This is a genomic window from Ruegeria sp. YKSF070, from assembly GCF_059612725.1.
The window spans coordinates 108,594-122,744 of the sequence record NZ_JBXWRD010000003.1 but is presented as its reverse complement, the minus strand read 5'-3'; the positions used below and the strand labels follow the sequence as shown (position 1 = coordinate 122,744).

The 14,151-nt window shown below is 65.1% G+C and carries 12 protein-coding genes; 4 read left to right on the top strand and 8 right to left on the bottom strand.

The features are described from left to right. Positions 1 to 15: 15 nt before the first annotated feature. The gene (locus tag AC2FL1_RS02625; protein WP_496875893.1) at positions 16 to 2,349 is read left to right on the top strand and encodes an aldehyde dehydrogenase family protein; all 2,334 of its coding nucleotides are present in this window, start codon (positions 16 to 18) and stop codon (positions 2,347 to 2,349) included. A 27-nt stretch (positions 2,350 to 2,376) separates the two neighbouring features. Continuing rightward, on the top strand, positions 2,377 to 3,189 hold the full coding sequence (locus tag AC2FL1_RS02620) for an SDR family oxidoreductase (protein WP_496826546.1): 813 nt from the start codon (positions 2,377 to 2,379) through the stop codon (positions 3,187 to 3,189). Between the two features lie 99 nt (positions 3,190 to 3,288). Here the strand turns inward: AC2FL1_RS02620 and AC2FL1_RS02615 are convergent, their stop codons facing one another. The 7 genes from AC2FL1_RS02615 to AC2FL1_RS02585 form a co-directional block, all read right to left on the bottom strand. After that, positions 3,289 to 4,599 (bottom strand): M16 family metallopeptidase, encoded by a 1,311-nt coding sequence (locus AC2FL1_RS02615; protein ID WP_496826548.1) that lies wholly within the window; start codon positions 4,597 to 4,599, stop codon positions 3,289 to 3,291. Continuing rightward, positions 4,596 to 5,939: a M16 family metallopeptidase gene (locus tag AC2FL1_RS02610; protein WP_496875892.1), complete on the bottom strand. Its 1,344-nt coding sequence runs from the start codon at positions 5,937 to 5,939 to the stop codon at positions 4,596 to 4,598. The genes AC2FL1_RS02615 and AC2FL1_RS02610 overlap by 4 nt, the downstream gene beginning before the upstream one ends. Positions 5,940 to 6,017: 78 nt before the next feature. Further along, on the bottom strand, positions 6,018 to 6,536 hold the full coding sequence (locus AC2FL1_RS02605; RefSeq protein WP_496875891.1) for a DUF3035 domain-containing protein: 519 nt from the start codon (positions 6,534 to 6,536) through the stop codon (positions 6,018 to 6,020). A gap of 50 nt (positions 6,537 to 6,586) precedes the next feature. Continuing rightward, the gene (gene lspA, locus AC2FL1_RS02600) at positions 6,587 to 7,060 is read right to left on the bottom strand and encodes a signal peptidase II (protein WP_496875890.1); all 474 of its coding nucleotides are present in this window, start codon (positions 7,058 to 7,060) and stop codon (positions 6,587 to 6,589) included. Continuing rightward, positions 7,060 to 8,649 (bottom strand): bifunctional phosphoribosylaminoimidazolecarboxamide formyltransferase/IMP cyclohydrolase, encoded by a 1,590-nt coding sequence (purH, locus tag AC2FL1_RS02595; RefSeq protein WP_496875889.1) that lies wholly within the window; start codon positions 8,647 to 8,649, stop codon positions 7,060 to 7,062. The genes lspA and purH overlap by 1 nt, the downstream gene beginning before the upstream one ends. Before the next feature lie 22 nt (positions 8,650 to 8,671). Continuing rightward, a complete protein-coding gene (locus tag AC2FL1_RS02590; protein WP_496875888.1) occupies positions 8,672 to 10,393 on the bottom strand; it encodes a heparinase II/III family protein in 1,722 nt (573 codons plus the stop codon). A gap of 87 nt (positions 10,394 to 10,480) precedes the next feature. Continuing rightward, a complete protein-coding gene (locus AC2FL1_RS02585) occupies positions 10,481 to 11,752 on the bottom strand; it encodes an RsmB/NOP family class I SAM-dependent RNA methyltransferase (protein WP_496875887.1) in 1,272 nt (423 codons plus the stop codon). Between the two features lie 94 nt (positions 11,753 to 11,846). Between AC2FL1_RS02585 and AC2FL1_RS02580 the strand changes: the two genes are divergently transcribed. Beyond that, on the top strand, positions 11,847 to 12,029 hold the full coding sequence (locus AC2FL1_RS02580; protein WP_234144378.1) for a DUF1674 domain-containing protein: 183 nt from the start codon (positions 11,847 to 11,849) through the stop codon (positions 12,027 to 12,029). An 88-nt stretch (positions 12,030 to 12,117) separates the two neighbouring features. Next, positions 12,118 to 13,290 carry a benzoate/H(+) symporter BenE family transporter gene (locus AC2FL1_RS02575; protein ID WP_496826558.1) on the top strand — a complete coding sequence of 391 codons (1,173 nt, stop codon included), beginning with the start codon at positions 12,118 to 12,120 and terminating at the stop codon, positions 13,288 to 13,290. Here AC2FL1_RS02575 and AC2FL1_RS02570 read toward each other — a convergent pair. Then, positions 13,287 to 14,150: a LysR family transcriptional regulator gene (locus AC2FL1_RS02570; protein ID WP_496875886.1), complete on the bottom strand. Its 864-nt coding sequence runs from the start codon at positions 14,148 to 14,150 to the stop codon at positions 13,287 to 13,289. The genes AC2FL1_RS02575 and AC2FL1_RS02570 overlap by 4 nt on opposite strands. Position 14,151 lies beyond the last annotated feature (1 nt).

The following is a 14,151-nucleotide window of genomic DNA, read 5'->3' as shown; positions in this document are numbered from 1 at the left end:
ACCGAGGACACCGCTATGAGCATCAAGGAACTCTTCAACACCATGGAATACGGTCCCGCCCCCGAAAGCGCCGCCGAGGCGCTGGCTTGGCTGGTTGATCAGGGTGACCGGTTCGGCCATTTCATCGACGGAGCCTTTACCACGCCGGGCGACGGGTTCGACAGCCGCAACCCCGCCACCGGCGAGGTATTGGCCACGCTGACCCAGGCGAACCAAACCGATGTGGATGCCGCCGTTACCGCCGCCCGCAAGGCGCAACCCAAGTGGGCCGCATTGGGTGGCGCTGGCCGGGCGCGATACCTCTATGCCATCGCTCGGCTGATGCAGAAACACAGCCGTCTGTTCGCGGTGCTGGAAACGCTCGACAATGGCAAGCCGATCCGCGAAAGCCGCGACATCGACATCCCTCTGGCGCAGCGGCATTTCTATTATCATGCGGGTATGGCCCAGTTGATGGAGAGCGAGCTGCCCGATGCCGAACCATTGGGCGTCTGCGGTCAGATCATCCCCTGGAACTTCCCGCTGTTGATGTTGGCGTGGAAGGTCGCGCCGGCGCTCGCCATGGGCAACACCGTGGTGCTGAAACCAGCAGAATACACCTCGCTCAGCGCGCTCTTGTTTGCCGATATCTGCCAGCAGGCGGGTCTGCCCAAGGGCGTGGTCAATATCGTCACCGGTGACGGCGCCGTGGGCGAGATGATCGTGGCGGCGGATGTGGAGAAGATCGCCTTTACCGGCTCAACCGCAGTGGGCCGCCGCATCCGCGAGGCCACCGCCGGACGCGGATTGGAGCTGACGCTCGAACTGGGGGGCAAGTCGGCCTATATCGTGTTTGACGATGCCGATATCGACAGCGCCATCGAAGGGCTGGTCGATGCGATCTGGTTCAATCAGGGCCAGGTCTGCTGCGCCGGGTCGCGCCTGTTGGTGCAAGAGGGGATCGCCGACCGCTTCCACACCAAGCTACGCGGCCGGATGGACGGGCTGCGGCTGGGCAATCCGCTCGACAAGTGTATCGACGTGGGCGCGGTGGTGGATCCGGTGCAGTTGCAGACCATAGAGCGAATGGTCGCCAGCAACACGGCTGGCACGGTGCACCATGCCGCTTGCACCCTGCCCGAAAACGGCTGCTATTACCCACCGACCCTGATCACCGGGCTTTCGACCAGCGACCCGCTGATGCAGGAAGAGATCTTTGGCCCCGTCCTCGTCTCGACCACCTTCCGCACCCCGGCCGAGGCGGTGGAACTGGCCAACAACACCCGCTATGGGCTGGCCGCCACCGTCTGGACCGAGAATGTAAACCTGGCGCTCGACATCGCACCGAAGCTGGTGGCGGGAGTGGTCTGGGTGAATGCCACCAACCTGTTTGACGCCGCCGCCGGATTTGGCGGTGTCCGCGAAAGCGGCTTTGGCCGTGAAGGCGGGTGGGAGGGGCTGACCGCCTATACCCGGCCCAAGGGCAAGCGCAAGGCGCTGGCCAGGATCGAGCCCGTCACCGGCCACGGCGCCCCGGTTGACCCGATCGACCGGACAGCGAAGCTTTATGTCGGGGGCAAGCAGGCGCGTCCCGATGGCGGCTATTCCCGACCAGTCTGGGGTAAATCCGGCCTGTTGGGTCATGTCGGGCTGGCCAACCGCAAGGACGTGCGCAACGCGGTCGAGGCGGCCGCCGGCGCCTCGGGTTGGGCAAAGACCACCGGGCATCTGCGCGCGCAGATCCTCTATTACATCGGCGAAAACCTTTCGGTCCGCGCCGCCGAATTCGCCCATCATATCGACGCGATGACCGGCAAGCGCGGTGGCGCAAAAGAAGTTGAAGCCAGCATCCAGCGCCTCTTCACCGCAGCCGCCTGGGCCGACAAGTATGACGGGCAGGTGCATGGCGTGCCGATCCGGGGCGTGGCGCTGGCGATGAAGGAACCGGTGGGCGTGATCGGCGCGCTTTGCGCGGACGAGGCGCCGCTCTTGGGTCTTGTCTCGGTCATGGCGCCCGCGATTGCGATGGGCAACCGCGTTGTGCTGGCGGCAAGCGAGCCCTATCCGCTGGCGGCCACCGATTTCTACCAGATCCTCGACACCTCGGACGTGCCGGCAGGCGTGGTCAACATCCTGACCGGCAGCCATGCGGAGCTGGCCAAACCGCTGGCGTCGCACCTGAACGTGGATGCGGTCTGGTCCTTCTCGTCGACCGACCTGTCGGCCGAGATCGAAAAGGCGGCGGCAGGGAACCTGAAACGGACCTGGGTCAATAACGCAACGTCCCTTGACTGGGGCGTGGACCACAGCAAGCGGTTCCTTCAGGCTGCGACCGAGATCAAGAACATCTGGGTGCCCTACGGAGAATAGGGCATCCCTGCACAAGGGAGGCTCTACATGGATTTCACCGGCAAGACCGTCGTGGTGATCGGCGGCACCAGCGGCATCAACCGCGGCATCGCGCTGGCCTTTGCTCAGGCCGGTGCACGGCTGGCGGTTGCCAGCCGCAGCCAGGACAAGGTGGACGACACCGTGACCGAACTGCGCGCCGCAGGGGCGCAGGAGGCAATAGGTGCATCCTTCGATGTGCGCGATGCCGAGGCGGTGGCCAAGGGTCTGCAAGGGTTCCGCGATCAACTGGGTGAATTCGATGTGCTGGTTTCTGGCGCGGCGGGCAACTTTCCTGCGCTGACGGCGGACATGTCGATCAACGCCTTCAAGACGGTGATCGACATCGACCTGATGGGTACCGTGCATGTGATGAAAGGCGCCTATCCGCATCTCAAGCGCCCCGGCGCCAGCATCATCAACATCTCGGCTCCGCAATCCTGGCTGCCCTACGAGGGGCAGGCGCATGTCTGCGCCGCGAAGGCAGGTGTCGACCAGATCACCCGCACACTGAGCCTGGAATGGGGACCCGAGGGGATCCGGGTGAACTCGGTCGTGCCCGGCTTCATCGAAGGCACCGAAGGCGCCAAGCGATTGGCCCCCAGCCCCGAAGCAGAGAAGACCTTCAAGGCGGATGTACCGCTGGGCCGCTGGGGAGAGCCGCGAGATGTGGCGAATGCCTGCCTGTTCCTGAGTTCGGACATGGCCGCCTATATCAGCGGGACGGTTCTGTCGGTCGACGGTGCACTCTATCAGCGTGGCTCAGGCCGGGCGGGTCAGATGATCGGCCAGATGCTGCGCGCGATGCCCAAGCGCGGTTGAACCGGCGCGTCTCCCGCAGGGCGGGCGCCGGAAAACATGTGTTTTCCGGCCCGTTTTCCGTATCGGAAAACGGCCCCGCCGCACCCGATGCGCCAGAGATCAGTTGGTTCCTTCCAGCCCCACGGGTTTGCCCACCACGGTGAAGCTCAATCCATCGGGGTCGAGGAAATCGGCGGCAAATGCGTTGATCTCTTCCAGCGTCACCGCATTCACCTGGTCGTTGCGGGTGGCGATATAGTCAATCGGCAGACCCTGTATCTGCATCCCGGCCAGGATATTGGCGATCCGTCCATTGCCGTCAAAACGCAGCGGATAAGCACCTGTCAGATAAGTCTTGGCATCCTCCAGTTCCTTGGCCGTCACACCATTAACCGCCACATCCCGCCAGACATCGCGTATGACGGACACCGCCTCGGCGATCCGGTCATTGGCCGAGGCCACCGATCCCATGTAAATCGAAGCCAGATCCTTGGGCAGCAGATAGGAATAGACCCCGTAGGTCAGTCCCCGCTTCTCGCGCACCTCTTGCATCAGCCGGCTCTCGAACCCGCCGCCGCCGATGATGTGGTTGAGAATATAGGCGGCAAAGAAATCAGGATCATCGCGGTCGATCCCCGGCTGCATGAACAGCGCCACCGACTGCGGTGTGTCGAAATCGACCACCCGCACCGGGCCGGGAACGCTGACCTGCGCCCGGTCAGGGATCGGCGCGCCAGTTTCCGGAAGGCCGGAGAGAAGCGTATCGAGAAGCGCGCCCAGTTCCTCGGCGGTGATATCACCCACCGCGCCGACATAGACCCGGTCACGTGCCAAGGCCCCCTTGAAGGCCGCCAATATATCGTCGCGCGTCAACGCCGCGACGCTGTCCACCGTGCCCTTGCCCTCGGTCGCGTAGGGATGTTCTCCATAGACGGCCTCGGAGAGCGCGGCGCCAGCGATGCTGTGCGGGTCGGTCTCGTCCGAGCGCAGTCCCGACAGGACCTGCGCGCGCACCCGCTCGATGGCCTCGGGGTCAAATCGCGGCGCGTGCAGGGTTGTGCGCAATAGGTCGATCACCTCGTCGCGGTTCTCGGTCAGGAATCGGGCCGAGACCGACAGCGTGTCGTCGGTCACGTCATATTCAAAGCTCGCGGCCAGTTCTTCCAGCCTGCGGGCATAGGCACGCGCATCCAGCTCTCCTGCCCCTTCCTCGATCAGGCCGGTCATAAGATAGGTCGCGCCCCGCTTGCCCGGTGCATCGAGCGAGGTACCGCCACGGAACCAGATTTCCAAAGCGGTAAAGGGGATCGCGTGATCCTCGACCAGCCAGGCATTGTAGCCTTGGGGGGAGGTGACCTCCTGGATCTTGACTTCGGCCCAGGCCGGCAACGCCAGCATCAGGGCAGTCAATGCAGCAAAGATCGCCTTCATTGGGTCACCTCCTCGACATTGGTCAGCCAGCCTGTCACCGAAACCTCGGGCCGCAGTACCGACCTTGCGGCAGCGATGATCTCGTCGCCCGTCACCGCCTGCAAAACCTCGGGCCAGGCCTGCACATCACCGATGGTCAGACCGCTGGCCAGTGCGGCACCATAGCGGTTGCCAATCCCATCCACATTGTCGCGCTCATAGATCAGCGCCGCGCGCAGTTTCATCTTGATCCGGTCGAGATCGGCTGCATCCACCCCTTCGGCAATAAAATCCGCCAAAACCTTGTCCATCGCCGCTTCGGCCTCGGACAGGGAAACGCCCTGTGCCGGCACCACGATCATGTCAAAGGTGGTGTCGTCCAGCGAAAGCCCGCTGTAGAATGCGCCGGTATAGATCGCGGTCTGGCTGTCGAATTGCAGCTTTTCGTTCATGTAGGACGTGGTGCCACCGCCCAGCAGTTCGGCCAACAGATAAAGCGCGGCCGCGGTTTCCTGGGCGCCAGCATCACGCTCGGGTGCCAGATAAGAGCGGTGAACATAGGGTTGAGCCACCCGCGCATCCTTGAAGGTCAGGCGCCGCGCAGCGGTTTGCGGCGGCTCCTGGCTGCGGAAGCGTTCGGGCAGGTCGGGGTTTGCCGGGATCACGCCATAATAGGTCTCGGCCAACGCGCGCACTTCATCGGGCTCGACATCGCCGGTCACGATCAGGATGGCGTTGTTGGGCGCGTAATAGGTCTGGTAGAAGGACAGCGCATCCTGCATGTCCAACGTTTCCATCTCGTGTTTCCAGCCGATCACCGGGACGCCGTAGCGGTGGTTGAGGAACTGGGCCGCATCCATTTGCTCACCAAACAACGCGCGCGGGTTGTTCTCGGTGCGCTGGTTGCGTTCCTCCAGGATCACGTCGCGCTCTGTCTCGATATCGCGTTCGGTCAGGCGGATGTTACGCATACGATCCGACTCCATCCGCATCATCAGTTCCAGTCGATCGGACGCGACCCGCTGGAAATAGGCGGTATAGTCATACGAGGTAAAGGCGTTGTCGGCACCGCCATTGGCCGCCACGGTGGCCGAGAGTTCACCGGCCTTCATCGTGTCGGTCGCCTTGAACAGCAGGTGTTCCAGGAAATGAGCCACCCCCGAGGCGCCCACCGGCTCGTCCGCCGATCCGGCCCGGTACCAGACCATCTGCTGTACCACGGGGGCGCGGTGATCTTCGATCACGACAACATCCATACCGTTTTGCAGGGTAAAAGTGGTGACCGCCTCTCGCCCCTCGGGCGCCGCCCAGAGCGGCGCAGCCGAGACAAAAGCGGCAACAAGAGCAAAAGCTCGGACCATGCGCATCCTCCGTATCGCTAGCCGACAACCTACGGCAGGCCCGGCAAGGTTCAAGACGCGCTGACGTAAAATTAAGGATTATTCACTTTCCGGCGGCGCCGAGGGCGTCGCGGCCCCGGCCCGGCGGAAGCGCTCGTTCTGGTTGAACGGGTTGATCGCTTCCTTGCGATAGGCCTGCTCATAGCGATCGACCGGGAACAACCGGATACGGGTCCAGCGCCCCTGACGCTTGCGGAATTCGGCGTCTTCGGTGGCCAGCGCGGTGCGGGTATTGGCGGGCACGCCATAGCGGCTGGAAGCATTCACCAGCGCCTGATCCGAGGCCGGAATGCCGCCACCGGCCTGCAGCGCGGTTTCCCGGCCACCCAGCGCCACCACCGCATCGGCGGCGGGCGTCGGATCGGTCAGGTTGGCGCCGCCCGGCGTCGGTGCGGGCAACACGTTGAAATCCTTGGGCTGGGTCAAGGGCTTCACCGGCATGATGGCGAACTCGTCGGGTCCGGTCCCCTGCGAACGGATATCGCGCAGCCCCTTGCTGGAGCAGCCCGATACCGCCAGGGCGGTCGCGATCACGATCAAAGCCAGCGGCGCGCGCATGGTCATCTCCTGCCTGTTTCGTCGGGTTTTATCGCATATCCACGCCCCCGTCACGAGGGCTTTTTGCCATCCATCAGGATCAGCGCCGCCGCACCGGCAAAGATAAAGATATCGGCCACGTTGAACACATATGGGTTGTCGATACCACAGCAGGACATGTTGAGGAAATCGAGGACATAGCCATAGAGCAACCGGTCGATCACGTTTCCGAGCGCACCGCCAATCAGCAGCCCGCCTCCGATCAGCATCCACCGCGACGGGCGCCCCCTCGACAACCAGACCAAAACGACCGCACAGATCGCCAGCGACAGGCCAATCAGTATCCAGCGCGCGGCATCGCCCTCACCTTGGAACAGGCCAAAGTTGATGCCACGATTCTCGCCATAGCGAAAGGTCAGGAACGGCGGCAGCACCTCGATGCTGCCGCGATGGGCAACGTCCATGACGTGCACGACCAGATATTTGCTGATCTGGTCAATCAGAAAGGCCCAGAAGGCGGACCAGAAGAGGAGCCGGGCGCGCATCAGTGCCGGAAATGGCGCATGCCGGTAAAGACCATGGCCAGACCCGCCTCGTCCGCGGCCTTGATCACCTCGTCGTCGCGCATCGAGCCGCCGGGCTGGATCACGCAAGCGCCCCCTGCCGCGGCCGCCTCAAGCAAACCGTCGGGGAACGGGAAAAACGCATCCGAAGCCACGACACAGCCCTTGGCCGGGCTTTCGGGCAGGCTCAGTTCGGTCGCCATGCGCTGCGCCTTGGCGGCGGCCACATTGGCACTGTCCAGCCGGCTCATCTGACCCGCGCCGACACCCACGGTGGCGCCGTCCTTGACATAGACGATCGCGTTAGACTTGACGTGTTTGCCGACCTTCCAAGCAAACAGCAGATCGGCCATCTGAGCGTCAGACGGGGCCTTCTTGGTCACCACCTTGAGGTCGGCCAGATCGACATGGCCCACATCCTTGTCCTGCACCAGCATGCCGCCGGCCACCTGTTTCATCGCCACGATGGGCTGGCGCGGATCGGGCAGGCCGTCGGTCAGCAACAGGCGCAGGTTCTTCTTGCCGGCAAAGATCGCGATGGCCTCTTCCGATGCACCTGGGGCGATCACCACCTCGGTAAAGATCTCGACGATCTTGCCAGCGGTCTCGGCGTCCAGCGGTTGGTTCAGCGCCACTATCCCGCCAAAGGCGCTGGTGCGGTCGCAGTCGAACGCTTTCTGATAGGCCTCGGACAGGGTGGCCCCCAGCGCCACACCGCAGGGGTTGGCATGCTTGATGATGGCGCAGGCCGGGCCGTTTTTGGGCGCGAATTCGGCCACCAGCTCGAACGCGGCATCGGTATCGTTGATGTTGTTATAGCTCAGCTCCTTGCCCTGAAGCTGCCGCGCGGTGGCCACGCCCGGACGGTTCGAACCATCGGTATAGAACGCCGCCTGCTGGTGGCTGTTCTCGCCATAGCGCAGGGTCTGTTTCAGCTCGCCGGCAAAGGCGCGGCGGCGCGGCGCCTCCAGCGCCAGTTGAGCCGCCATCCAGTTGCTGACCGCGGCGTCATAAGCGGCGGTGCGGGCATAGGCGGTCTGCGCCAGCCGCTGGCGGAAGGCATAAGAGGTCTGGCCGTCATTGGCCGCCATTTCGGCCAGCAGAGCGTCATAATCCGCGACATCCACCACCACGTTGACAAAGGCGTGGTTCTTGGACGCTGCACGGATCATCGCCGGGCCGCCGATGTCGATATTCTCGATACAATCATCATACTCGGCGCCCTTGGCCACGGTCGCCTCGAACGGGTAGAGATTGACGACCAGCAGGTCGATGCCCGAAATGCCGTGCTGCTCCATCGCCGCCACATGCTCGGCATTGTCGCGCAGCGCCAGCAGGCCGCCATGCACCATCGGGTGCAAGGTCTTGACCCGGCCATCCATCATCTCGGGGAAACCCGTCACCTCGGCCACGTCGCGCACCGTCAGGCCCGCGTCGCGCAGCGCCTTGGCGGTACCGCCCGTCGACAACAGCTCGACCCCGCGCGCGGCGAGGGCCTGGCCCAGCTCGATCAGTCCGGTCTTGTCGGAAACGGAAAGAAGCGCGCGGCGCACGGGGGAAAGGTCGGTCATTTGCTCGGGGTCCTTATGCGGATCAGTCGAATTCGGGTTCGTCCCGGTTCAGGTCGCGAATGGCAATCGCGGTGTCCTGCGCCTTGCTCAGCGTCCACCGGATGCGGGTCGCATACTCCATTGCGCGCCCGGATAGAACGATCTGTTTTGTCGCGCGCGGCTTCAGGCGGGTCTTTTCAAGATAAACGCTTGGCTCCAATGACAATTTATATTTGCCATCATGGCGGAAAACCCAGATCTCGCCGCTTTTGAGGGCCATCGACACCGCCGCGCCCCCCAGATCGACCGCCGCGTCCACCTCAGGGTGCAGATGCAGGCGCAGGTCGAATCCGACCCCTGCCAGCACCGAGGCGTCCATCGCCTTGTCAAACCGGCGCTTGGCGCCATCGTCCATCGCCAGCAGCATGTCCTCGCCCACCAGACCGCGCCCGTCATGGCTCAACTCCAGCGTGCGGGCATGAGTCAGGCCGAAAACCTTGGCATAGCCATCATGACCGCCCTGAAAGCGGATACCGTCGGTCATTTCCGAAATCTCGACCGGCACTTGTGTCGGGCCTTCGATAAGTGCCTCCAGCCCGGTGCCGCGCTCGGGGTCGGCCAGGCGTGCGCTCGAGAACCCGTCGAGGCAAAGGGTGGAATGAGACGGCGTGGCGCGCCCGGCCCGGCGCCATTCCACCCCGAAACTGATGCCCGAACCGCAATTGACGATCAGCGGACGGCGGCCAGAAGTCAGCTCGAACGCCAGGGTCGAGGCATGCGCGTTATAGGAGGCGGCACCGCGTGGCGGCACACTGGCATCGACGATGACACTGGTGCGCCCACCCGACAGGCGGGCATAGCCCATCGACAGCCCCTCGGCATGGACCGGCTTCACACCGCTGGCCGCCAGTGCGTGATCCAACCGCCCTTCAAGCCCGCGCCCACCGCCGTGAAAACGACCCAGTTGCCCATCCGCATGGCGCAAGGCGCGCAGGGTCGGTGCGATCCGCTCGATTGCCTCGGTCTGCGCATGCGGCGCGCCGCGTCCTGCCTCGTGCAGCGCTGCGGTGGCCCAGTTGAGCAGGGTAAACACCTCAAGCAGTTCCTCGGGATTGCGGGTGGGCAGACCACCCTCCTTGTCGATTTGGCTGTTGCAATCGCGCGCCAGCGCCCGCACCGCCGGGTCGGCCAGTTCCTCCAACCCCTCCAGCGCAAGCCCGGCATAGATGACCCCTGTCAACGCTTCGAACCGGCCCAGACCCGGCTTGGCGCCGGGCCAGCGTTTTGACAGGAACCAGGTCTGTTGGCCCAGCGAGCGAAAGAACGCATGACTTTGCTCCGGCTCGACGCCGCGAAGCAGGAACGGGGCGTGGTTGATCCAGCGGATGACGCGCCGCCCGGTCAGCTCGGGTGTCCAGCCGGGACCGCGCCCGCGCCCATGCGCCTCGATCCACCCCAACAGCCAGCGCTGCGCCTTTTCACGCGCACGCACGTCGCCCACGGCGGCCAGATCGTCGAGCCAGGCAAAGCCCTGACGCTCGTCGTCAAAGGCCCCGTTAGGCGCCTCGACCTCCCACAGGCCGCTGCTTTGGGATTCGACCAGATAGCCGGCAAACAGCAGATTGCCCGCCACCAGCTGCCGCCCCCGGGCATATGAACCGATGGTGCGCGGTTCGGGTTGCGAGACAAAGGCGCGGACCGATTTGTGCCGCTGACTGAGGCGCGCATAGAGACGGTTCTGGAACCGTGCCCACCTGCTGGCCATGCTATGCGAACCGAACATACGCTCTGCCTCTCACGCTCTTTGGCGTTTGTGGCGGAGGATAGCGGCACCGTCGCCGCAAGTCACCGTTTATTCCGGACCGTCGGCTGCCTTGCGCAGAACAGCCATGTAGAAGCCGTCCATACCGTCCCTTTCGGGCCAGTAATCGGGGCGCAGGCGCAGACCGCCCTCTTCGGTGATCCAGGCCGGGTCGATGCCGGGCAGGTCCAGCGCAGCGCGGTCAACAGCCATATCGGGATAGAGCGTCAGCGCCTCTTCGACCTGCACCTCGCCCTCGTCCGGCAACAGCGAACAGGTGCAGAACACCATGCGCCCGCCGGGTTTGACCAGCGTCCATGCATGGGCGATCATCTGTGCCTGCAACTCGATCAGCGCGCCGAATTCGGACCCGTCCTTGGCCAGCGGCAGATCGGGGTGACGGCGGATGGTGCCGGTGGCCGAACAGGGCGCGTCCAGCAGCACCGCGTCATACTGGCCGCCCTGCTCCAGCGCATCGCCCACCACGGTTTCGGCGCTCAGCCCTGTGCGGGCGAGGTTCTCGCGCACGCGTGCCATCCGCCCTTCGGAGATATCGAGCGCGGTGACCCGCGCCCCCGCGGCGGCCAGTTGCATGGTCTTGCCGCCCGGAGCGGCACACAGGTCCAGCACGATCTCGCCCGGTTGCGGATCGAGGAGCTGTACCGGCAGCGCGGCGGCGGCATCCTGCACCCACCAGTCACCGGTGGCAAAGCCCGGCAGGGCCGAGACCTGCCCCGCATCATGCAGGCGCACCGAACCGGTCGGCAGCACCTCTCCGCCCGGCGCGGACGCCCCGGGTTTCAACGTCAGGTCAAGTGGAGCGCCCGCGAAATGCGCGACCTCCATCGCCGCGACGGCAGGTGCGCCCCAAGCCTGAACCAGCGGATCGCGCAGCCAGCGCGGCAGGCGCGGGACCCGTAGCCGCGCCCAGTTAGCTGGCGCATCAGCGGCCACCTTGCGCAGTACCGCGTTGACCAGCCCCTTGAGCCGCCCGTGCCGGCGCGAGCGGCCGACAATCTCGACCATGGAATGCACCACGCCATGAGCGGCCTCGCCATGGGCCAGTTCAACTGTCCCCAACCGCAGCGCATTGCGCACGCTCAGCGGCGGCGCCTTTTGCAGGTGCGGTTTCAGCAGCCGGTCGGCACGTTCCAGCCCGCGCAGGGTGTCAAGCGTCAGCCGCTGGGCGCGCGCGCGTTCCTCGGGCGGCAACCGGTCCAGTGCACCGGCGCCGAGGCATTCGGACAACAGCCGCCCCTCGCCCAAAATCTGGTCGAGCAGATAGATCGCGCTCTGCCGCGCCTGGGTCGCGCTGTCCGCCATGGGGTGCCTCGTCCGGTTGTGACCATCCGCCCGCATTGCCAAGGGCGGACGCGGGCGTGTATCAGGATACCAGACCGAAAGGAACAGCAAAGCCATGAGCGAGCCGCGCACAGACCTGCCCCCCGCCGCCCAACGCGCCCTCGCCGAGGCCGAGGAACGCCGCCGCAAGGCCGAGGCCGAGGCCAAGCCGCTGCCCAAGGAGCTGGGAGGGCGCGACGGACCCGACCCGGCCCGTTACGGCGACTGGGAGAAAAAGGGCATCGCCATCGACTTCTGACCAGCGCGTTCCGGGTTGCAACCCGGCGACCCAGACCGCACTCTCTGCCGCAAGGCAAGATTGGCCCAAAGGGCGACAGAGAGTTTCCATGACCTCCAGACCTCCGATGCAAACCGTCTCGACCGGCCTCGTCGTGGCTATCGTCGGTTTTTTCAGTTCGTTTCCGATCGTCTTGCAGGGTCTGGCAGGGGTTGGCGCGGATACTGCGCAAGCAGCCTCGGGTCTGATGTTCGCGGCGCTCTCGATGGGCCTCACCGGGATAGTGCTGAGCCTCTGGACGAAGACGCCCGTCTCTGTCGCGTGGTCTACGCCGGGCGCCGCGTTGCTGGCGGTGTCGTCGATACCCGAGGATGGGTTCGGCGGAGCTGTGGCCGGGTTCATATTGGCGGGTGCAATGACCGTGATCGCGGCCTGGTGGCGTCCGCTCAGCCGGTTGACCGCCGCAATCCCCGGACCGATCGCCCAGGCAATGCTGGCGGGGGTGCTGTTCTCGCTTTGCCTGCGCCCGTTTCAGGCGCTGGCAGAGATACCTTTTCTCGCCCTGCCGATCCTCCTGACCTGGTTCATCGTCAGCCAGGTCAGCCGCCCCTTTGCAGTACCCGCCGCTGTGGTCGCCGGGGCGCTGGTCGTCACCGTCAATGCGGGCTTTGACATTCCGGCGCCCGAAACACTGATTGCCGCGCCGGTCTGGGTCACCCCGGTCTTTTCGCTGGAGGCGCTGACCAATATCGCGCTGCCGCTTTTCATCGTCACCATGGCGACCCAGAACGTGCCCGGTCTGGCGGTGCTGCGTGCCTATGGCTATCAGCCGCGCCCGGCTCCGCTGGTGAGCGGGGTCGGTCTCGCCAGCGTACTATCCGCACCCTTCGGGTCTCCGGCCACCTGTCTGGCAGCAATCACCGCCGCCATGTGCGCCAACGAAGAGAGCCACCCGGACAGCGCACAACGTTATTGGTCGGCTGTCATGGGCGGGCTGTTCTATTGCGTACTGGGCCTCTTTGCCGGGGTCATCGCCGGATTTGCGGCACTGGCCCCCGCGCTGGTTCTGGGAACCGTTGCGGGCGTGGCGCTGCTGGGTGTCTTTGCCGGCTCGACGCTGGCGGCACTGGAAGAGCCCGATTATCGCCAAGCCGCCGCCGCCACCTTTCTGATCACCGCGTCGGGCATCACCATCCTTGGGCTCAACGCCGCCGTCTGGGGCTTGGTGATCGGTGGCTTGATGCAGGCGATATCGGACCGGTTGCGGCGCATGCGTGGCTAGGCGCCCTCTCCGGTCAGAACAGCAAGAAGCCCCTCGATGAGGGCGCGCTGACGCCGCGCAGTCAGACGATCGCTGGGCCAGGTCAGCCAATACCCGTCCCGCGTCGGCATCCGAGGCGCTTTCAACTGGCAGAGCCGACCCGCGTCCAGCGCCGCGCGCGCCAGCGGCAGCGAGCCCAAAGCCACCCCGATCCCTTGTTCGGCGGCCGCCAGCGCGTGGCCCATCGAATCGACACTCAGCCAGGCCGGGCCTCGGGGCATCGCGCCTGTCAGCCGCGCCCAGTCGCTCCAGCCGGGCCGCTCTCCGCGCAGATCGATGATACCCGCATCCCACCCCTGCCCCGGCGCCGCCATCGGCGCCAGTATCTCGGGCGCGATCAGCAGCGCCTCGCGCCCGGGCCAGACACCACGCCCGAACCGGATTTGCAGCCAGGTCCGTTCTGCGTCCAGCCCGATGCGGCGGGCGGCGGAGTCGGTCATCAATCGCACCCCAGGATGAGCTTCCAGAAAGGCCGCCGCGCGCGGCACCACCAACGCCTCGACATGCGAGGCAAGGCCCGCCACCCGTAACTCGGTCGGAACGGTGCCAAATAGGTCCTCGGTGCTGCGTGCCAGTGCCGACAAGCTTTCCTGCACCAGCGGCAGATAACTCTCTCCTTCGACCGTCAGAGTCACCCCGCGCGGTCCACGCACGAACAGCGCCCTTCCCAGCCACGCCTCGAGATTGCCGATCCGCTGGCTGACCGCCGCCTGGGTCAACCCGAATTCCCGCGCCGCGGCCGAGAATCCGCCCAGCCTGCCAGCAGCTTCGAATACCCGCAGCCAATCAAGTGGCGGTAAGCCGATTGGTGTTTTTCCCATA

Bases quoted from the DNA above. Each gene is read 5' to 3' on its own strand.
- AC2FL1_RS02585 (WP_496875887.1), bottom strand. From the start codon at position 11,752: ATGGCGGACAGCGCGACCCAGGCGCGGCAGAGCGCGATCTATCTGCTC.
- AC2FL1_RS02605 (WP_496875891.1), bottom strand. From the start codon at position 6,536: ATGCGCGCGCCGCTGGCTTTGATCGTGATCGCGACCGCCCTGGCGGTA.
- purH (WP_496875889.1), bottom strand. From the start codon at position 8,649: ATGACCGACCTTTCCCCCGTGCGCCGCGCGCTTCTTTCCGTTTCCGAC.
- AC2FL1_RS02580 (WP_234144378.1), top strand. From the start codon at position 11,847: ATGAGCGAGCCGCGCACAGACCTGCCCCCCGCCGCCCAACGCGCCCTC.
- AC2FL1_RS02625 (WP_496875893.1), top strand. From the start codon at position 16: ATGAGCATCAAGGAACTCTTCAACACCATGGAATACGGTCCCGCCCCC.
- AC2FL1_RS02575 (WP_496826558.1), top strand. From the start codon at position 12,118: ATGACCTCCAGACCTCCGATGCAAACCGTCTCGACCGGCCTCGTCGTG.
- AC2FL1_RS02590 (WP_496875888.1), bottom strand. From the start codon at position 10,393: ATGGCCAGCAGGTGGGCACGGTTCCAGAACCGTCTCTATGCGCGCCTC.
- AC2FL1_RS02620 (WP_496826546.1), top strand. From the start codon at position 2,377: ATGGATTTCACCGGCAAGACCGTCGTGGTGATCGGCGGCACCAGCGGC.
- lspA (WP_496875890.1), bottom strand. From the start codon at position 7,060: ATGCGCGCCCGGCTCCTCTTCTGGTCCGCCTTCTGGGCCTTTCTGATT.
- AC2FL1_RS02570 (WP_496875886.1), bottom strand. From the start codon at position 14,150: ATGGGAAAAACACCAATCGGCTTACCGCCACTTGATTGGCTGCGGGTA.
- AC2FL1_RS02615 (WP_496826548.1), bottom strand. From the start codon at position 4,599: ATGAAGGCGATCTTTGCTGCATTGACTGCCCTGATGCTGGCGTTGCCG.
- AC2FL1_RS02610 (WP_496875892.1), bottom strand. From the start codon at position 5,939: ATGGTCCGAGCTTTTGCTCTTGTTGCCGCTTTTGTCTCGGCTGCGCCG.